This window comes from Pseudomonas sp. O39 (assembly GCF_045447295.1).
In the GTDB taxonomy this organism is placed as follows: Bacteria; Pseudomonadota; Gammaproteobacteria; order Pseudomonadales; family Pseudomonadaceae; genus Aquipseudomonas; species Aquipseudomonas antarctica_A.
In genome coordinates this window covers 129,370-146,421 of sequence record NZ_JBJGXV010000015.1, presented here as the reverse complement: position 1 = coordinate 146,421, position 17,052 = coordinate 129,370, and the positions used below count along the sequence as shown (strand labels likewise).

Genomic DNA, 17,052 nt, shown 5'->3' with positions numbered 1-17,052 from the left:
TAAGCAGCCGTGACCCAAACAACGGATATGTACTCAGCGCCCCCCGACAACCACAGCACTCAACCCGTAAAAAAAGATGTGTAGATACCTATGCTGCGATGACGGTGGTTCAGTCAATATATCTGTCGACTGAAACTCCGCTATCGCAGGCAAGCCAGCTCCCACACTTGATCCCCTTTCAGGTCGAGATGGGGGTCAGTAATCTTTGCGTTTGCGGAACGCCCAGCGCCCGGCAATCAAGGTAAACGTTGCCACCAACGCCACCAGAATCCAAAACCCTTCCGGGTCAGTCGACAGCGGCACGCCCCCCACGTTCATGCCGAAAAAACCGGCAATGATATTGATCGGCAGCGCCAGCACCGTCACCACCGTGAGGGTGAACAGCGTGCGGTTGCTTTGCTCGTTGAGGTTGGCGGCGATCTCTTCCTGCAACAGCTTGATGCGCTCACCCAAGGCCATCAGGTCGTTGATGATCAGTGCAAATTCCTCGGTAGATTTGCGCAATTCCTTCACGTCTTCTTTTTGCAGCCACTGCGGCGGGCGATTGAGCAGGCGCAGCAGCGACCCCGGTTCCAACGCCAGCAGGCGTTGCAGGCGCACCAGCACGCGGCGCGCAGCACCGAGTTCGGCGCGGTTGGTGGAGAGGCGTGAGGACAGCAACTGGTCTTCGATTTGGTCGACGCTGAGGCTGGTTTTACGCACGATCTGCGTCAGCACTTCGCCCTGGTCGCGCAACAAATGCACCAACAATTCCAGCGGCGAACGGAAGCGTTCACCGGCCTTCACCGAAGAGCGCAATTTATCCACCGAGTGCAACGGTTGCAGGCGCGCACTCACCAGCAAGCGGCTGCGGGCGCACACCCACAGCGTGGAGATATCCGAGGAGACCATGCTGCTGAAGTTGAACACCACGTCGTTGACCACCGCCAGCAGGGCCGAGTCGACATGCTCGATACGGGTGGAGCGCGAGCCTTCGTGCAGGGCTTCGAAAAACTCATCCGGCAATGCCAGGTTGGCCTTCATCCAGCGCTCGCACGCCGCGTGAGCCAGGTTCAGGTGCAGCCAGAGGAACTCTTCCGGGTCTTGCGGCGCTTTCAACGCCGCCAGCGCGGTGGCTGAGTCAATCTGCTCACCTTTTTCACCGGGGCGAAAACGAAAACCGTAAAGCAGGCCAAACAGATCGGGATCCTGATGGCCGTGGTCGATGCTGTGGTTCATGGAGGCTCGCAGAGAAAGCGCCTGTAGGACGTTTCACAGGTTCGCGTGGGCGAATCATTGCAAGGAAATTTGACAAAATTGTGACGGTTTGCGGTTTATTTCGTTGAAATGACATTTTGTTGACCACCTGTCAGAAATCGTTCAAGAAGCCTCTAGAACGGCCGACTCAAGGCTTAAGGCCCGCTGCAAATGGGCTAAGTCTTGATGACAGGGACGTTATGGCGTGCTTGCACCTTTTTCCTTGTTCTGAGGCATCCCCCCATGAATATTTTGCGCACTTCCTTGAGAGCACAAATTTTGTCGCTGCTCAGCGGCAGTCTGCTGGCGATTTTGTTGATCGCACTGGCTTGTTTCAACTTCCTCTCTAACGGCGTGCAAAGTTATCGCAGCCTGATCGATGGGCCCTTGCTCACCTCTCAATTGATTGACGAAGCCAACCTGCAATTCAAGGTGCAAGTGCAGGAGTGGAAAAACGTATTGCTGCGCGGCAAACAGCCCCAGGACCTGGAAAAATACTGGGGCCAGTTCCAGGACCGGCAACGCGATGTGCAGGGCATTCTCACTCGGCTGGTCAGCCAGACTCAGAATGACCCCGGCCTGAGCCGGCGCATTGACAGCCTGCGCCAGGAACACTTGCAGTTGGGTGTGGCTTACCAGAAGGGGCGTGATGCCTACATGGCTGCCGGTGCCGACCCGACCGCCGGCGACAACGCTGTCAAAGGTGTGGACCGCGCCACCAGCGACCAGATGAGCACCCTGGTCAGTGACCTGCGCGCGCAGGGCAGCCAGCAGGCCCAAGCCATCAGCGCCTATACCGAACGCACGGTGATGGTGGGGCTGGCAATCATGTTGCTGTCGGGTGTGGTGATCGGTCTGTTCAGCTTGTGGCTGATCAACCGCAACCTGATCCTGCCGATTCGCGGCCTGATCGACTACGTGACCCAACTGAGCCACGGTCGTTTTGCCGAACGTGTCGCCAGTCGCCGTCAGGATGAACTGGGCCATCTGGCCGCCGCTGCCAATACGCTGCGTGACTTCCTCGCCGAAACCTTCAACCGCTTGCAGCGCAGCGCCACTGACCTGGTGAGTGCCAGCGGCGAGTTGAGTTCGATCGCCGGACAGATGGCGAACGGTACCCATGAACAATTCAACCGCACCGACCAGGTGGCCACCGCCATGACCGAGATGTCAGCCACCGCCCAAGAGGTTGCACGCCACGCGGCCAGTGCCTCGCGCGCCGCCGATGAGGCGGATCATTCGGCCCGCGAAGGTGGCGAAGTGATGAAGGTCACCATCGCCACCATTGGCCAGATGCGCAATGAAATCCTCAACACCGGCACCATCATCCGTCGCCTGGAAACCGACAGCGTACGCATTGGCAAAGTGCTGGAAGTGATCCGCGGCATCGCCGAGCAGACCAACCTGCTCGCACTCAACGCCGCCATTGAAGCGGCGCGGGCAGGCGAAGCGGGCCGTGGGTTTGCGGTGGTGGCCGATGAGGTGCGCAGCCTGGCGCAACGCACGGCGGCGTCGATCATTGAGATCAACCAGATTATCCACGCGGTGCAAACCGGCGCGGTGGATGCGGCCGAGGCGATTGTCAGTGGCCAGTCGTGCAGCGATGAGAGTGTGGAAAAAGTCTCCCAGGCCGGTGCGATGCTCAATCACATCACGCTGGCCGTAGAGGCGATCCGTGACATGAATCGCCAAATCGCCACGGCAGCCGAGGAGCAGACCTCGGTGGCCGAAGATATCTCGCGCAATATCACTCAAATCACCACTGTGGCCACGGCGAACATGGACAATGTGCAGCGCACTGAAGCGGCCAGCCAGAACCTGCGAGGGTTGTCGGCCGAGCTCAATCAAGTGACGGCGCGTCTGGGCGCCTGATAAGAGGGGCGGCAGGCTGAAGCTGAACACCGTGCTCTGCTAGGTGGACACGCTCAGTTCACCGCCGTGGGCCTGGGCGTTCTGCTCGACGATGTATAACCCCAGGCCAGTCATGATCACTGATCACTTGGCGAGCGCCCATAAAAAAACCGCGCCACGTTAAACGTGGCGCGGTTTTTTTGGCAGTTGACTCAGGTGTCTTGCTTGTTTTCCAGCACGGCGCCGGTCTTGGCGTCGAGCTTCACTTCAAAGCGCTTGCCAGCAGTGTCGGTCAGGTCAACTTCGTAAACCAGTACACCGTTTTTGTGGTCCAGCTCAGTGTCGGTGATGCTCGCTCCGGCGTGGGTGGCCACGGCGGCGGCATTGAGTTTCTCAAACGGCATGACGGCGCCGGACTTGAGCAGGCCTTCAATGTGATCCGGACGAACGTCAGCCTGGGCCAGGCCGGCAGTCAGGGTCAGGGCGGTTGCGGCGAACAGGGCGGTCAGGGTTTTCATGGTGTATGTCCTTCTGGGTGAGCTGTTTAAGTGGCGCCAGATTAACCGGCGCAACTTAACTCATCCTTAATGGCGCACTGACACCAAGGCCCGACTCACTCAGTAGCCGTTGTCCTTCAGCAAATCCTGCACACTCGAGGACGGCCAGCGCTTGTAGAACTTCAGCAGTTCGGCGGCGCGGTTGGTGAAAACGCCATCGACGCCGGCTTTCATCACTTTTTCGAAGTCCACCGGCTCATCGACGGTATAGACGTGCACCAGCAGGCCCTTGTCGTGGGTCAGCTTGTTCATCTCAGGCTTCACCAGGTCGGTGTAGCTCTGGTCGCCATGGTTGGTCAGCTCGGCCGAAGGGCCAGTGCCGATGGCGCCGAGGCTCTTGGCTTCATCGACCCATTTTTCGAACTCGGCCGCGTCTTTCGGCTCTTGCTTGGCGTAGTAAGCAGCTTTGGTCGGCTCGCCGGATTCAGCGAAGGTCTGCGCGGATTTCGGCTCGATGCTGCCTGGGCCCACCCACAGCAACAGGATTTTCGGGGTGTTGGGCATTTCTTTCTGCAGCTCTTTCAAGCTGTCTTTTTCAAACGTTTGCAGCACCACACGGCCTTTGCCCTGGCCCACACCCGTGTTGCTCTTGCCCAGCTTGGAGCCGGCGGAGCTCAACCAGCCCTTGTCCAGCAGCTTGTTTTTCAGGTCGGCTTCGATGCCCGGGAATTGCTTGGGCTCCTTGGTCTCAATGTACAGGCCGGGTTTGTGCTGCGGGTTGCCTTCGGCGATCTTGATGATTTCGTCCAGGCTCTGGATTTTCAAGCCAACGAACGCCGGGCGGGCGCGGTCCGGGTAGGCGGCGTTGAACCAGCTGCCGGCGTCCAGGGTGCGTAATTCAGCCCAGGTGAATTCGTTGGCGGTAGCGTCTTTGCGCTCCGGGAATTTGGTGGCCACGTCGGTGGTGCGCTGCAGGTTGTTGTCGTGCAGGGCGAACAGCACGCCGTCCTTGCTGCGTTGCAGGTCCATTTCCAGGTAGTCGGCACCCAGGTCGCGTGCGAGCTTGTAGGAAGCGGCGGTTGATTCGGGGGCGTCGTAGGAAGCGCCACGGTGGGCGATGACGGCCGGGTACGGAATGCCTTCGTTTGTCGCCAATTCAGCCGGGCTGATCGGGTCGGCAGCCTGTGCCTGGCCAAGGCCGAGCATCAGAGCGAGCAGCAAGGCGCTCTTGGAAAACGTGACAGGCATATGCGAAGTCCTTTCGTGGAGGTAACTTTGAGAAGGCGTCCTTTTTAACAATTGATTGCGAAAGGCGCTATCACCAAACCGACATTAACGTGCGCAGTGGCCATTTTTCTGGGTTTTTTTGTGGTGCATTGCAGTATTCTTGGCCCAAGCTGCCCCATTAGAGGGCGGTATTTTCTGCCACGCGTGTAAACCATCTTTCCAGTCCCAGTGGGACTTTTCAGTGAGGTTTACCATGCGCATCACGTCCGAACTTATCTGCCAGGCGGCCGACCACCTCCATGGTTTTGTCGGCCTTAATCGCAAAACCGGCCAGTACATCGTGCGTTTCAGCGAAGACTCTTTTGGCATGGATGTGGCCGATGACGGCATCATTCCCACCGCTGAGTTTGTCTGGCTACCCGCCGCCGACGACACCATGACCCTGTCGCGCGAACGCCTTCAGTTGTTGCTGGACCAAAACATTGACGACCGCATTAACATCAGCGAGCCATTGCGCGTGTACATGCGCCGGGTGGAAATCCCGCAGATCAGCGCATTGCGCAGTTTGGTCAGCTAAGCGAACGCTTCTCTACAGACGTTGAAGATCAAAGGTGGGAGCTGGCTTGCCTGCGATCGCGGTGGGTCAGCCTCTACATCGGTTGGCTGACACACCGCCATCGCAGGCAAGCCAGCTCCCACAGGGGGCACATTTTCAACGCTCAAACAGGTACGCTCGCTCCACCTTGCACACACGCGTGTGACACGCCGAGTACCAGGTGGAGCGCCCTTGCTCGCGCACGGCGCGATGTTCGGCTTGCTGTTTCCAGGCCAGGATCGCCGCCTCGCTGTTCCAGTAGGACACGGTGATCCCCAAGCCGTCTTCACGTGCCGATTCCACCCCCAGAAATCCCGGTTGTTCGCGCGCGAGTTCCCGCATGCGGGTAGCCGCCTGGCCGTAGCCTTGATCACCCTCGGTGCGCAATGAGCTGAAAATCACCGCGTAATAGGGGGCAGCGGGCGTGTTGGCGATCATCGGTACACAGCCTGGCAGGCCTTGAGCAAGGCAAGCGCCAACGGCGGAGTGACGCCCTTGAGTGCTGCGCGTTCCGGCTGGAACAGGGTGGCGACGAAAAACGGGTGGTCCAGCAGTTCTACGGCGCGCAAATCACCCGCCGAGTCATGGCCGCAGGGGATCAAGTCGCCTTCGAGCAAGGCACTGGCGAAGTCCGGGTTCACGCCGTAGCGGCAGCGATAGCCTTCGTGGATATCCAGCGTACCGTAGGCCTCGGCGATGCGGGTGTAGGGGGCCAGACGCACAGTGTCGGTGGCCTCAACCAGCGTGCAGCTCAGTGGCGTTATCACCGCGCGCTTGGCCTCGGGCGCCAGCTCGCCATGTTCCGCATCCGCCCATCCCAGCACGTGGCGGGCATATTCCAGCACCGCGTGTTGAAAACCACCGCAAGTGCCGAGGAAAGGGCGCCGTTGCTCGCGGGCAAAACGGATCGCGCGCAATGCGCCGTCGGTGTCGCGGTAGGGGCTGGCGGGCACACACCAGAAGCCGTCAAAGCCATGCAGTTCGCGGGTGGGGGTGATCGAGTCGGTATCGAGCCATTGCACGTGAACGCTCAAGCCCAAGGTGTCGGCTGCTTGTTGCAGCGCCACGGGTATCGCCTGGTGTGCAATCACGTCGGGGTTGTAATCGCCGATCAGGGCGAGGTGCAAGGTTGTGGCTTTCATCGTGTACGTCCCATGGCTTGTTGTGTCCTGGGTCACACTATAGATTGGCGCTCACGCAATCAAAATTGGCGTTTGCCCATATGCTCAATGCAGCCACGCACTATCAAATTGACTACTCCGACCTGTCGCTGATCCTCGCCCTGGTTCGCCGCGGCACCCTGGCACGGGCGGCGGCACTGTTGCGGGTGGATGTGTCCACGGTGTTCCGCGCGGTGCGGCGATTGGAAGCGGCGCTGGGCCAGACCTTGTTTGAGAAAAGCCGCGCCGGCTACCTGCCCACCAGCTTGGCCAGCAATCTGGCGCAGCAGGCCGAGCATGCAGAACAAGCGTTGGAGGCGGCGCGCATTGGGGTGGAGCAGGGCGGTGAAGTGATCAGCGGTACCGTGCGCCTGACCTGCACCGACTCGGTGTTGCAAGGCCTGCTGTTGCCGGCGTTGGCGCGGTTCATGCCCGATTACCCGGCGTTGACGCTGGAACTGAGCACCTCCAACGATTTTGCCAACCTCAGCCGTCGCGATGCGGATATCGCCCTGCGCCTGACCAAGACACCGCCGGAACATCTTGTCGGCCGTTGCCTGGGCACGGTGGCCTATCAGGTGTGCGCCAGTGCGGATTTCGTGCGGCGGCACGAAGGGCGGGAGCTGGCCGATTTGGCTTGGATCGCACCGGATGACTTCCTGCCTGACCACCCCACCGTCGCCTGGCGCCGCGAGCACCTGCCGGGTGTGCGCCCCAGTTATCGCTGCAACAGCATGTTGTCGGTCACCGAACTGGTGCGCGCGGGCCTGGGGGTGGCTGCGCTGCCGGATTTTCTACTGGCGGATGGTTTGCAGCCCCTGGGCCCCACTCTGGCGGGACGTGACACGGCGCTGTGGTTGTTGACGCGCCCGGATTGCCGGGCGCTGCGTTCGGTGGTCGCGTTGTTTGATGAGTTGGGACGGCATGTGCGCTGGTCGCGTCGTTAGGGTTTTCGCACAAAGTGTTCATGCATTTCGCACGTCAGGGTCTCAATACGCTCGGTGAGCTTCTTGGTCATTTCCGTCAGCCGCGTGTTCTGTTCCAGCAAATCCAGCAGTTGCTGGGTGGTCTGTTCGGCCTGGGCCTGGCGTTCGGTGTTGGCGATGGCGATGGCTTCGCGGTGTTGCGCGTCTGCGTCGGACTGGGCTTTGTCGCGGGCGGCCTGACGCGTCTGGGCCAGCAGGATCAACGGCGCGGCATAGGCGGCTTGCAGGCTGAAAGCCAGGTTGAGCAGGATGAACGGGTACACGTCGAATTGGGTGATGCCGGTGATGTTCAGCACGATCCACACCAGGACGATCACGGTTTGCGCGCCGAGGAACGTCGGGGTACCAAAGAAGCGCGCGAAGGCTTCGGCCTTCAGGGCGAAGGTGTCGTTGCCGAAGGTCGTCGCCAGGTGGGCGTGGCCTCGGTGGAAACGCAAGTGGTCGACGGGCGCAGCTTGCGGCTTTGCAGGGGGCGTGACGTCTGGGGTCATGGCGGGCTCGAATCCTAAGCGTTAAGACAAGCAAGCACTATAGACCGAGCCCCCAGCCAGGCACATGAAGAACCGGTCAGTGATTGCCCCGCTCGTTGGCAAACGCGCTCACCGCTTGCACCGCCTCGGTAGTGCCCTCGCGAATTTGCAGGATGACCGTGCCTGCACGGTTGGCCAGGTCGACCCCAAGCGCCGCACGGTCGCGGGTGCTGTCCATGCTCTCGATGGCTTGGCGGGTTTCGTCCTGGATCATCGCGATCATGCTGGAAATTTCCGCCGTCGAGCCGCTGGTACGTGCCGCCAATTGCCGTACTTCATCGGCCACCACGGCAAAGCCACGGCCTTGCTCACCGGCGCGCGCCGCTTCGATGGCCGCGTTCAGCGCCAGCAAGTTGGTCTGGTCGGCAATCCCGCGAATGGTGTTGACGATGGCGGTGATTTGTTGCGAACGCTCGCCCAGCTTGGCGATCAGTTGCGAGGAACCGTCAATGTCGGCAGCGATCGCGCGCATGCCGCTGGCGGTTTGCTGAATCACGTCGGCGCCTTTTTCGGCAATGTCCCGGGTGTTCATGGAGATGTGGTACGCCTGGTTGGCGCTCGCGGCGTCGGCGGCATGCTGTTGCACCCTGGCGGTGACGTCGGAGGCGAATTTGACCACTTTGCACAGGCGCCCGCTGGCGTCGTAGACCGGGTTGTAGTTGGCTTCGAGCCACACGGTCTGGCCGTTTTTATCAATGCGCTCGAACTGGCCGCTGAACAACTCGCCCTGGTTCAAACGTTTCCAGAACTCGCTGTATGCCGAGCTATTCGCCAGCTCCGGTTTGCAGAATACGCGGTGATGCTGGCCCTGGATCTGCGACAGGGTGTAACCCATGCGCCGCAGGAAGTTTCCGTTGGCCGTGATGATGGTGCCGTCGAGGTTGAACTCGATCACCGCCATGGCGCGGTCGATGGCGCCCAGTTTGGCGTTGGCTTCGCTTTCGGTTTGCAGGCGCGGTGTGACGTCCATGGCGTACTTCACCACTTTGATCACCTGGCCCGTGTCATTGCGCACCGGGTTGTAGCTGGCCTCCAGCCACACCGACTGTCCGCTGCCAGCCACCCGTTCGAAGGTGCCGGACTGAAATTGGCCATTGCGCAATTGCGTCCACAACTGGTTGTACTCGGCGCTGCGGGCGAAGGCGGGCGTGCAGAACATTCGGTGGGGCTGGCCCACGATCTGTTCGGCGCGGTAGCCCATGGTCTTGAGGAAATTGTCATTGGCCCGCAGCACGACGCCCTGCAGGTCGAATTCGATCACTGCCATGGAGCGTTCGATGGCATCCAGCATGCTGGCTTGCTGGGCGTTGGTGTGTTGCAGGGTACTGATGGTTTTTTTATGGGCGTTGAATAGCATGTTCGAGGGCTCGGGGAAGCACGCGTCTAAAGTATCCATGAATGTGCGCCTGACCCCGTACGGCCCTGGGCCTTACGGTTGACTTGCTCATTGTCAGCTTCCTGATGCTGACAGAGGGGGTTGAACAACGGACTCAGAGTGATAAGCCTGCCAAGAAGTTCGCTGCCCGTGCAGGACCATCATGGGGCAGGCGACCAATGGAGGCATTATGCTATCGCCGTGGGGTGCTGACAGAAGATTCAGACGAGATGTTATATGACAACTTAGGCTGAATGAGCGATGACGTAGTCGCTGACAGTAACCCGGTTACGGCCTGTGTCCTTGGCCGCGTACAGCGCGCGATCCGCGGCGTTGAGCCACATGGCGGCATCGCTGTAGACAGGGCGGAAGTCTGCCAGGCCGATACTCAGGCTCACGCGCAGCTCAGGGATCTGCGGATTACGATAGTTACTAAATAGTTCGCGTATCTGTTCCATGACCTGCGCCGCTTCTTCAAGCGGCATTTGCGGAAGAATCACACAGAACTCATCGCCGCCATAACGGCCAGCCAAGTCGTTTTGTCGCAGATGCAGGCGTAATTTCTGGCTCAACTGACGCAATACCGCATCCCCGACGATATGGCCGTAGGTGTCATTGATCTGTTTGAAGTGATCGATATCGATCAGGGCGATCGTGGCTTGGCCGTGTTGCTGCTGGCACTTATGGAACTTGAGGTTCAGCAGGTCTTTCCACGAACCATGGTTGAGCAGGCCGGTCAGGCTGTCGATGCGGCTCTGGGCGCTGAGGGCGCGCTTGTGTTCCGACAGCTTGATCGCCAACTGATAGCAGACCATGCCGATGGCCACCGGGTAGAGCGCCAACATCGGCAGGCAGGTGTAGACCTGGATGAGGCTGACGCTGGGGTTGAACTTGATGCCGAACAAGCCCCACGCCATGCCGACGCCGGCGGCCTGTGCCAGCAGCCCGCGCAGAAACAGGCGCTTGCCGCCGGCGGCGACGTTGTTCATGGTCATCATTGACATAATGGTCACGGCCGTCAGAGGGCTGAACTGGGCGGCGGCGGCCCAGAAGCCGACGAACAACGAGTCATAAAGCAGGTTGCGCTGTTCGGCTTGGTACGGAAACGGCGAGTGAACGGACAGTTGGTACGCCACATGTGCCCAGGCAACACCATTGAATAGCAGGAACGCCCAGACCCAGCCTGGCATCGCCAGAGGGTAAAGAGCGCCGACGACACTGATACAACCAACCCCCAGGCCGATGATTCTTGGCTTGTAGATACGTCTGGCAAATGACAGCCCTTTGCCTAATCTGTTTTCCATAGTGTTCCGGGTCAGCTCTTTTGTGCAGATGCAACAGCGTGCGTCAGCGGTTAGAGCCGTTGCTCGAATAATAAGTGTGAATATTGTCAGTTATTCGAGTGGGAATAATCAGTGTCCTTCCAAGCCATTTGCGCGGCACAACCGGTGAATACGCAAAAAGAGCCTGGAATGTGGTTCATGCAATCGGGTTTTACTGCGGGCGGGAAGCGCTGACTTCATAACCCGCCAGGAACAGATCGATAGCCGATTCGATCACGTTGGCCTGGCTGGCGGCATCCAGGACAGGTTGGCCCAGGGTGATTTGGGGCCAAAAGGCGAAGGCTTTGAGCAGACTTTGTATCTGGTGGGCAGCGAAGGCCGGGTCGGTGCAGGAAAGTCGGCCATCGTCCTGTGCGGCACGTACCCATTGGGTGAAGCCTTCTTCGCGTTTGCTCAGGCGGTTGACCATGTCTTGCGCGCGTTCCGGGGAATGGATAGTGGCGGCAATCGCGACACGGGCGAGGTCGAGGAAATTGGTGTCCGACATCATCTGCACCTTCGCTTGCAGTAACCCGCGCAATTGATCGCGCAGCGGTCGGTCGCTGGCGTAGCTCACGTCCAACTGCGCAACGCTGCTGGCCCACAATTGGTGGAGGATTTCTGCGAACAACTCTTCCTTGCTGGGGAAGTGGTTGTACACCGTGCGCTTGGAAACACCTGCAGTGGCGGCGATTTTGTCCATGCTGGTGACCTCGAACCCGTTAGCCCGAAACTCGGCGATGGCAGCTGCCACGATGGCTTCGCGTTTACGGTCGGTGAGGCGCAGGGGAGCAGTCATGGGGGGCGTTCGGCTCTTAGAGGAAATTACACTCGGCAGTTTACTTGCTTCGCGTTTTGTTGCAATCTAGAAACTACACTGTGCAGTGTAGTTCATGAGCGGACCGTAGGAGTCACTCTGCAATGGCCACGATATCAACCCGTCTCGACCCAGCGCCTGCGGCGCTCAAGCCTGCCGAGCAGGCGCAAGGAAATTTCAGCAACGACGCCCCGGTTCAGCATGGCGGCTTTGGCAAGACGTTGCGTATTTTCTGGAACATGCTGTTCAACAAGCCGCGCAGTACGCGCCCGGTGGGCAAGATCCCGGTGCAAGCCTTGACGCGTGAGCTGCTGTTGGCCGCTCCCGATCACAGCGTGTTCCGCCTGGGGCACTCCACCGTACTGCTGAAAATGCGCGGTAAATTCTGGGTCACCGACCCGGTGTTCGCCGAACGTGCCTCACCGTTCAGTTGGGCCGGCCCCAAGCGCTTCCACCAGCCGCCTATCAGCCTTGAAGACTTGCCGCCGCTGGAGGCGGTGATTCTTTCCCACAATCATTACGACCACCTTGACCGCAACGCCGTGGTCCAACTCGCCGACAAAACCCGTTACTTTCTCGCGCCGTTAGGCGTGGGCGACCTTCTGGTCAAATGGGGCGTGGATGCCAGCAAAGTCCGGCAACTGGATTGGTGGGAAGGCACCGAGGTCGATGGCATTCGGTTTATCGCCTCGCCGGCGCAGCATTTTTCTGGGCGCGGCCTGTTTGATGGCAACCAGACCCTGTGGTGTTCCTGGGTAATGATCGACGGCGCGCGGCGGATCTTTTTCAGCGGCGACACGGGTTACTTCGATGGCTTCAAACGTATCGGCGAACAATACGGCCCGTTTGACCTGACGTTGATGGAAACAGGCGCTTACAACGTCGACTGGCCCCACGTGCACATGCAGCCGGAACAGACCCTGCAAGCCCATATCGACCTCAAGGGCCGCTGGCTGCTACCGATTCACAATGGCACCTTTGACCTGGCGTTTCACGCCTGGCACGAACCGTTCGACCGCATCATGGCCCTGGCCTGGGAGCGCAACGTGTCGATTACCACGCCGGCGATGGGGCAGGCGTTCAGCTTGAACCAGCCCGAACGCGGGCATGCCTGGTGGTTGGACGTAGAAACTCAAGGCGCGCAAGAGCACGCTGCGGGCTGAGGCAAGGGGCTTTTAAAAAAGGTCTTTTCAGGGTGTTTCCGCCCTGCGACAAACGCCAGATGGGAGTGCGATCATCCCGGGAAAGTTATTCCCGGGGTGCAGGTTTTGATGGAAAAAGATTGTAGGACGCATTGGCAATTGGGTATGCCCTGTCACCTGGAGCCATTGACTGGCGAAGAGATTAGCTCGGCGCATGTGCCCGTTCATTCTCACCCCGATAAAGCGAACCTGGCGGGTATCGTCTTCGCTGCCGAGCACTCCAGGGGCGTCGCGCCCATTCCTGGCTATAACACCCTGGCGCCACTCATGCGAGCCGTGCGGGACCCTGCCTTATCCCTCATCGCCGTGAGTGATGTCGACCCCACCGGGCCGGTGATGGTGGAGGTCCCCCTGGTGCTGAACAACACCACCTTCACGCCTTCCCAAATGCTGTCGGGGTGGCGCATCGGGTTTGCTGATCGGTATGTGTGCGGCGACCAACGCGAACCCGTCGAACACAGCGCGGCTTTGCGCCGTGCCTTTGAGGTTCTGCGTCAGGCCGGTGCGCAATTGGTGCCGGTGGACGCCAGACGTGAGAATTACAACCTTCAATTCAGCCAGCAGCGTTCTAATGAAATTGATGAGCTGGTGACAGCGCATCGCCTGGACGCTTTGGTATCTGACGAGCAGAGCGCCGCGTTTCACGGGGCTTGTACAAACGGGTATCCCTCGCTGTGCGAACCTTTGGAAGAGGGCGCCAAACTCTGGGTTTATGGCGCCCGGTGGGCGCGTGATGCGCTGCCCACGCTGCTGTGCGCGTTTCGACAGATGAGCGCTTGCGTGTCAGGCCATCCGTAGCAACTACGTGGCGCGCTGAACTCTCCTACGATATGAATGGCGAGGGTCTTAACGTCTTAGGGGCTGCAGTTCTTAGACTGGCATCGAGCAGGCGGCTCAAATCAGCGCGAAACCTGGGCTTTAAATGTTGCGCCGGGCGCGGCAAGCCTGAGTGATGACACTCAATGCCATTGAGGGAAGCCATGACCTACAGAGTCCACATCCTCGGCGCGGCGGGTGCCGGTACCACAAGCTTGGGAAGGGCTTTGGCCGAACGCCTGAATGTCGCTTATTTTGACTCCGACGACTTCTACTGGCAGCAAACCTCGGAGCCCTTCACCGTCGCTCGGCTGAGGGATGAACGCACCCGACTGCTGGTGGAACAGAGTGCCGACCTCGAGGGCTGGGTGGTGTCCGGCTCACTGTGCGGCTGGGGCGATGCCATGATCCCGCAGTTCACGCATGTGGTATTCCTGCGTGTGGACCCGCAAATACGCCTGAGCCGCCTGCGCCTGCGTGAAGTGCAACGCTACGGCGACAGGGTGCTGGCGGGAGGCAGCCGCCATGAAAACAGTGTGGCTTTCCTCGCCTGGGCTGCCCGTTACGATGACGGCAACCACAGCCTACGCAGCCTGCGTCGGCATGAAAGCTGGCTGAAACCATTGACCTGCCCGGTGATCCGGCTGGACTCTACGCACCATTCGGTTGCGGCGTTGGTGAATCAATTGATGCCGCTGTTGAGCCCATCAGCCGCGAAATGATGCCTTGTGCGCTGGGCTCGGCCTGGGGGCGGTCAAACCTGCGTGCACTCATGCCCCACCCCGGCGCAAACCCCGGGAAAAACACCAGCCCTTCAGCCTCCAGCCGAAATGCCAATGCCAAGCGGGTTTCATCAGCCGCATCGGCCTGGCTTTCAAAGCGTTGAACCGCTTCCACCGCCAGCCCGGCCTGGCGGGCCAGGTCTTCCCGGCTCCAGCCCAGCATCGCGCGGGCCTGCACGCTGTGCTTGGCGGTGAATTGATGCAGGACGATCTGTTGTTCTACTAAAGAGCTCATTGCCAGAGAGGACATGGGGTTTCTCCAGGATTCGACGGGGGAGGGCAAACTATACTGTGTTTTTGTACAGTTGTTTTGACCGCTCATCAACTGGATTTTTTTATAGCGTTTCAGCTATCCCTCATTCCACCCCTGGCGCCTCCCGAATGATCAGGTGATCGAGGTTTTCGATATTCGCGCTGAACACCCCGAACGTCTGCTCGGGGTTCTTCTTGCTGGGCACCTGTTTCAACGCCGGCGTTACGCCGTAGAAGAAGCAGTACAGCGGCCGCTCACTGTCCACCGCCGCCTTGATCTGCTCAAGGAACACCTTGCGCTTGCGGTAGTTCTCGATGAGTTTTTTGCTCAGGTAGACATTGACCGAGTAGGGCTTCTTGTCGAGCCACACCTTCTTTTCGAAGTCGATGCGAAAGCTGCTGGTGTAGTCCTTGATCGCCTTGATCCTGCCCCAGTAGATCAGGCCGTTGTTGTCCTGCAGGTATTCGACTTTCTTGAAAAACGTCCAGTAGGTCGCGGTGTGCTCGCCGATCTTCAGCGGCATGGCCTTGAGCCTGTCCTTGTCGTCGATGTTCGACACGTAGCATTCCACCGGGTGGGCGAATACGCTGGTTTTGTCCGGGGTTGAATCGCTGGCGCTGTGGGATGGTTCTGAGCGGGTTGAAGGCGCTTTCGTTGGCTCTTGTGGGGCGCTGGCCTCGGACCCAACCCGTGGCGTTTTACGTTCGTACTGACGCCGTGTCAGCACAAATTCCGATGGGAAATTGTCCTCGCGCTCGTCGTCACTTTCGCCGGCGGCGGTCTTGTGCGTGCTGGCATAGCGGCAGCCGTCGATATGCCGGGTGCTGGTCTTGTTCTTGAAGTGCGGTGTGCGCAGGTAATTGACGTTTTTCGCGTTGAATGTGCTCAACGTATTGCCCGTATCAAATGCCGCGCGGCATTCATCGTTGGGGCACAGGAAACGGTCCTTGTCGGAATCGAAGTCGGCCGTTTCGTCGAAATTCAGGTCTCGTACGTCGTAGATCGACAGCTTGTCATCGAGACTCAGGCTGTAGGCCGTGTCGAATTTCATGGGGCTCGGGTCCGTGAGATGAATTGCTGGATATTACGCAAAACTTCGCCTTTAAGGAGATCAAAAGTGTGGGAGCGGGCGTGCTCCCACATTTAGATATGAGGCGTGCTGGCTACACGCCGTCCACTCAGGAAACACAAGGTGCCGCCCACGGCGGTCAGTGCGCCGAGGGCATAAAACATGCTGACGGGTGCCGCATTGATCAGTAGATAACCGCAAATCACCGGGCTCATCGCCCCGCCAAATGCGGCCAGATTTTGCGCGCCGTAGTAGCTGCCGCGCAGGGCATCCGGGGCGATGGTGTCGATAAACAGGAACTCCGAGGGGTAGATGATCATCTCGCCCAAGGTGAACACGAACATCGCCAGGCACCACGTGAGCAAGCTGTGCGCCTGGCTGAAGCCGATCAGCCCGGCAATGAACAGCAGGGTGCCCAGCACGATCCAGTAGCGCAGTTGTTCGCGCTTGAGGAAGCGGCCGATCTGGTACTGCATCAAAATTACGGTAATGGCATTGCAGGCCAGCACCGCCGACAGAATCTTCAGCGCCTCGGCCGGCTTGTAGGCCACCAGCAAAAACTGCGACAGATAAAGGGTGTAGCGCCCGTGGACAATGGTGCTCAACAAACTGCCGCTGGTGAACAGGATCAGCGTGCGGTCGCTGCGCAACGTGCGCAGGGTGGTCAGAAAACTTAAGGGTTTGTTGCTGTCGTCCCGTTGGGTGGGCGGGATGCCGATCATCAGGAACAGGCTGCCAAACGCAATGGCGCTGGCGATCAGGAACGGCGCCAGTTGCATGTGGCCGGCGATCACCACGCCGACCATCGGGCCGGTGGCGTAGCCGACGTTGGTCAGTGTGTAGCGCAGTGAAAATACCTTGGCGCGATCCCCGACGGGCAGGTTCTCGCTGATGATGGCCTTGGAGCCGATCAGGAATAATGCCGACGCGGCTTCGGTGATGACCAGGGTCAGGGTGGTGAGGTAGAGGTTGCTGGCAAAGGTCAGCAACAGAAAACCGATGGAGCTGGAGAGCATGGCCAGGATCAGCAGCTTGCGCTTTTCCAGGCGGTCGATGATGTAGCCGCCGTAGAGGCCGAGCAGTGTGGCGATGAACACAGCGATGCCCATCAGCAGGCCGATGTCCTGTTGATTGAGACCCAGTCGGGTACTCAGCAGCAAGGCCAGCAAGGGACTGGTCATGGCGCGGCTGACCACGATGGTCACCGAGCAGATCATCAGGCGGCGGATTACCAGGGAGTAGGTGGCCACGGTGGGGCGGATGTCCTTGTCATAAATGCGCAGCCGAGCCGAGCACTGTTCTAAAGCTCAATGGAGATCCCCTGTGGGAGCCGG

At 59.7% G+C, this 17,052-nt stretch carries 17 protein-coding genes and 3 pseudogenes; 7 read left to right on the top strand and 13 right to left on the bottom strand.

Translation table 11 applies throughout. The features are described from left to right. Positions 1-195 precede the first annotated feature (195 nt). Complete coding sequence (locus tag ACI77D_RS19560) at positions 196-1,218, bottom strand: transporter (RefSeq protein ID WP_064453826.1); 1,023 nt, start codon at positions 1,216-1,218, stop codon at positions 196-198. 204 nt (positions 1,219-1,422) lie between these two features. Here ACI77D_RS19560 and ACI77D_RS19555 point away from each other — a divergent pair. After that, a pseudogene (locus tag ACI77D_RS19555) lies at positions 1,423-2,175 on the top strand (methyl-accepting chemotaxis protein); the annotation flags it as partial. A gap of 165 nt (positions 2,176-2,340) precedes the next feature. Further along, a complete protein-coding gene (locus ACI77D_RS19550; protein WP_407017289.1) occupies positions 2,341-3,108 on the top strand; it encodes a methyl-accepting chemotaxis protein in 768 nt (255 codons plus the stop codon). Positions 3,109-3,299: 191 nt separating this feature from the next. Here ACI77D_RS19550 and ACI77D_RS19545 read toward each other — a convergent pair whose 3' ends face one another. Continuing rightward, positions 3,300-3,605 carry a PepSY domain-containing protein gene (locus ACI77D_RS19545; RefSeq protein ID WP_016974715.1) on the bottom strand — a complete coding sequence of 102 codons (306 nt, stop codon included), beginning with the start codon at positions 3,603-3,605 and terminating at the stop codon, positions 3,300-3,302. A 99-nt stretch (positions 3,606-3,704) separates the two neighbouring features. Beyond that, positions 3,705-4,832 carry a glycerophosphodiester phosphodiesterase gene (locus ACI77D_RS19540; RefSeq protein ID WP_407017286.1) on the bottom strand — a complete coding sequence of 376 codons (1,128 nt, stop codon included), beginning with the start codon at positions 4,830-4,832 and terminating at the stop codon, positions 3,705-3,707. A gap of 232 nt (positions 4,833-5,064) precedes the next feature. On the opposite strand from ACI77D_RS19540, the gene ACI77D_RS19535 reads away from it, so the two are divergent. Next, positions 5,065-5,388 (top strand): DUF2025 family protein, encoded by a 324-nt coding sequence (locus ACI77D_RS19535; RefSeq protein ID WP_064453822.1) that lies wholly within the window; start codon positions 5,065-5,067, stop codon positions 5,386-5,388. A gap of 135 nt (positions 5,389-5,523) precedes the next feature. On the opposite strand, the gene ACI77D_RS19530 is transcribed toward ACI77D_RS19535, so the two are convergent. Both ACI77D_RS19530 and ACI77D_RS19525 read right to left on the bottom strand, forming a co-directional pair. Further along, the gene (locus ACI77D_RS19530; protein WP_407017285.1) at positions 5,524-5,844 is read right to left on the bottom strand and encodes an antibiotic biosynthesis monooxygenase family protein; all 321 of its coding nucleotides are present in this window, start codon (positions 5,842-5,844) and stop codon (positions 5,524-5,526) included. Then, complete coding sequence (locus ACI77D_RS19525) at positions 5,841-6,548, bottom strand: CTP synthase (protein WP_407017284.1); 708 nt, start codon at positions 6,546-6,548, stop codon at positions 5,841-5,843. Before ACI77D_RS19525 ends, ACI77D_RS19530 begins: the two co-directional genes overlap by 4 nt. A gap of 80 nt (positions 6,549-6,628) precedes the next feature. Between ACI77D_RS19525 and ACI77D_RS19520 the strand changes: the two genes are divergently transcribed. Beyond that, the gene (locus ACI77D_RS19520; protein ID WP_407017283.1) at positions 6,629-7,513 is read left to right on the top strand and encodes a LysR family transcriptional regulator; all 885 of its coding nucleotides are present in this window, start codon (positions 6,629-6,631) and stop codon (positions 7,511-7,513) included. On the opposite strand, the gene ACI77D_RS19515 is transcribed toward ACI77D_RS19520, so the two are convergent. The 5 genes and pseudogenes from ACI77D_RS19515 to ACI77D_RS19495 form a co-directional block, all read right to left on the bottom strand. After that, complete coding sequence (locus ACI77D_RS19515) at positions 7,510-8,043, bottom strand: DUF1003 domain-containing protein (RefSeq protein WP_407017282.1); 534 nt, start codon at positions 8,041-8,043, stop codon at positions 7,510-7,512. The genes ACI77D_RS19520 and ACI77D_RS19515 overlap by 4 nt on opposite strands. A gap of 76 nt (positions 8,044-8,119) precedes the next feature. Next, a pseudogene (locus ACI77D_RS19510) lies at positions 8,120-8,557 on the bottom strand (methyl-accepting chemotaxis protein); the annotation flags it as partial. Positions 8,558-8,668: 111 nt separating this feature from the next. Next, positions 8,669-9,373, bottom strand: a pseudogene (locus ACI77D_RS19505) (PAS domain-containing protein); the annotation flags it as partial. 329 nt (positions 9,374-9,702) lie between these two features. After that, positions 9,703-10,761: a diguanylate cyclase gene (locus tag ACI77D_RS19500; RefSeq protein ID WP_407017281.1), complete on the bottom strand. Its 1,059-nt coding sequence runs from the start codon at positions 10,759-10,761 to the stop codon at positions 9,703-9,705. 190 nt (positions 10,762-10,951) lie between these two features. Continuing rightward, positions 10,952-11,578, bottom strand: coding sequence for a TetR/AcrR family transcriptional regulator (locus ACI77D_RS19495; RefSeq protein WP_407017280.1), 627 nt, complete (start codon positions 11,576-11,578; stop codon positions 10,952-10,954). Between the two features lie 122 nt (positions 11,579-11,700). On the opposite strand from ACI77D_RS19495, the gene ACI77D_RS19490 reads away from it, so the two are divergent. The 3 genes from ACI77D_RS19490 to ACI77D_RS19480 all read left to right on the top strand — a co-directional run bounded on the left by ACI77D_RS19490 (position 11,701) and on the right by ACI77D_RS19480 (position 14,336). Beyond that, a complete protein-coding gene (locus ACI77D_RS19490) occupies positions 11,701-12,759 on the top strand; it encodes an MBL fold metallo-hydrolase (protein ID WP_064453814.1) in 1,059 nt (352 codons plus the stop codon). Between the two features lie 108 nt (positions 12,760-12,867). After that, entirely contained in the window at positions 12,868-13,596 is a 729-nt protein-coding gene (locus ACI77D_RS19485; protein ID WP_407017279.1) for a hypothetical protein, read from the top strand. 182 nt (positions 13,597-13,778) lie between these two features. Further along, entirely contained in the window at positions 13,779-14,336 is a 558-nt protein-coding gene (locus ACI77D_RS19480) for an AAA family ATPase (protein WP_407017278.1), read from the top strand. On the opposite strand, the gene ACI77D_RS19475 is transcribed toward ACI77D_RS19480, so the two are convergent. The 3 genes from ACI77D_RS19475 to ACI77D_RS19465 all read right to left on the bottom strand — a co-directional run bounded on the left by ACI77D_RS19475 (position 14,266) and on the right by ACI77D_RS19465 (position 16,968). Continuing rightward, on the bottom strand, positions 14,266-14,646 hold the full coding sequence (locus tag ACI77D_RS19475) for a multiprotein-bridging factor 1 family protein (protein ID WP_407017277.1): 381 nt from the start codon (positions 14,644-14,646) through the stop codon (positions 14,266-14,268). The two genes, ACI77D_RS19480 and ACI77D_RS19475, sit on opposite strands and share 71 nt — an antisense overlap. 106 nt (positions 14,647-14,752) lie before the next feature. Then, on the bottom strand, positions 14,753-15,700 hold the full coding sequence (locus tag ACI77D_RS19470; RefSeq protein WP_407017276.1) for a hypothetical protein: 948 nt from the start codon (positions 15,698-15,700) through the stop codon (positions 14,753-14,755). 92 nt (positions 15,701-15,792) lie between these two features. After that, complete coding sequence (locus ACI77D_RS19465; RefSeq protein WP_259763503.1) at positions 15,793-16,968, bottom strand: MFS transporter; 1,176 nt, start codon at positions 16,966-16,968, stop codon at positions 15,793-15,795. Between the last annotated feature and the right edge of the window lie 84 nt (positions 16,969-17,052).

Coding starts and splice junctions, on each gene's coding strand:
- ACI77D_RS19560 (WP_064453826.1), bottom strand. CDS start 1,218: ATGAACCACAGCATCGACCACGGCCATCAGGATCCCGATCTGTTTGGC.
- ACI77D_RS19550 (WP_407017289.1), top strand. CDS start 2,341: ATGGCGAACGGTACCCATGAACAATTCAACCGCACCGACCAGGTGGCC.
- ACI77D_RS19545 (WP_016974715.1), bottom strand. CDS start 3,605: ATGAAAACCCTGACCGCCCTGTTCGCCGCAACCGCCCTGACCCTGACT.
- ACI77D_RS19540 (WP_407017286.1), bottom strand. CDS start 4,832: ATGCCTGTCACGTTTTCCAAGAGCGCCTTGCTGCTCGCTCTGATGCTC.
- ACI77D_RS19535 (WP_064453822.1), top strand. CDS start 5,065: ATGCGCATCACGTCCGAACTTATCTGCCAGGCGGCCGACCACCTCCAT.
- ACI77D_RS19530 (WP_407017285.1), bottom strand. CDS start 5,844: ATGATCGCCAACACGCCCGCTGCCCCCTATTACGCGGTGATTTTCAGC.
- ACI77D_RS19525 (WP_407017284.1), bottom strand. CDS start 6,548: ATGAAAGCCACAACCTTGCACCTCGCCCTGATCGGCGATTACAACCCC.
- ACI77D_RS19520 (WP_407017283.1), top strand. CDS start 6,629: ATGCTCAATGCAGCCACGCACTATCAAATTGACTACTCCGACCTGTCG.
- ACI77D_RS19515 (WP_407017282.1), bottom strand. CDS start 8,043: ATGACCCCAGACGTCACGCCCCCTGCAAAGCCGCAAGCTGCGCCCGTC.
- ACI77D_RS19500 (WP_407017281.1), bottom strand. CDS start 10,761: ATGGAAAACAGATTAGGCAAAGGGCTGTCATTTGCCAGACGTATCTAC.
- ACI77D_RS19495 (WP_407017280.1), bottom strand. CDS start 11,578: ATGACTGCTCCCCTGCGCCTCACCGACCGTAAACGCGAAGCCATCGTG.
- ACI77D_RS19490 (WP_064453814.1), top strand. CDS start 11,701: ATGGCCACGATATCAACCCGTCTCGACCCAGCGCCTGCGGCGCTCAAG.
- ACI77D_RS19485 (WP_407017279.1), top strand. CDS start 12,868: ATGGAAAAAGATTGTAGGACGCATTGGCAATTGGGTATGCCCTGTCAC.
- ACI77D_RS19480 (WP_407017278.1), top strand. CDS start 13,779: ATGACCTACAGAGTCCACATCCTCGGCGCGGCGGGTGCCGGTACCACA.
- ACI77D_RS19475 (WP_407017277.1), bottom strand. CDS start 14,646: ATGTCCTCTCTGGCAATGAGCTCTTTAGTAGAACAACAGATCGTCCTG.
- ACI77D_RS19470 (WP_407017276.1), bottom strand. CDS start 15,700: ATGAAATTCGACACGGCCTACAGCCTGAGTCTCGATGACAAGCTGTCG.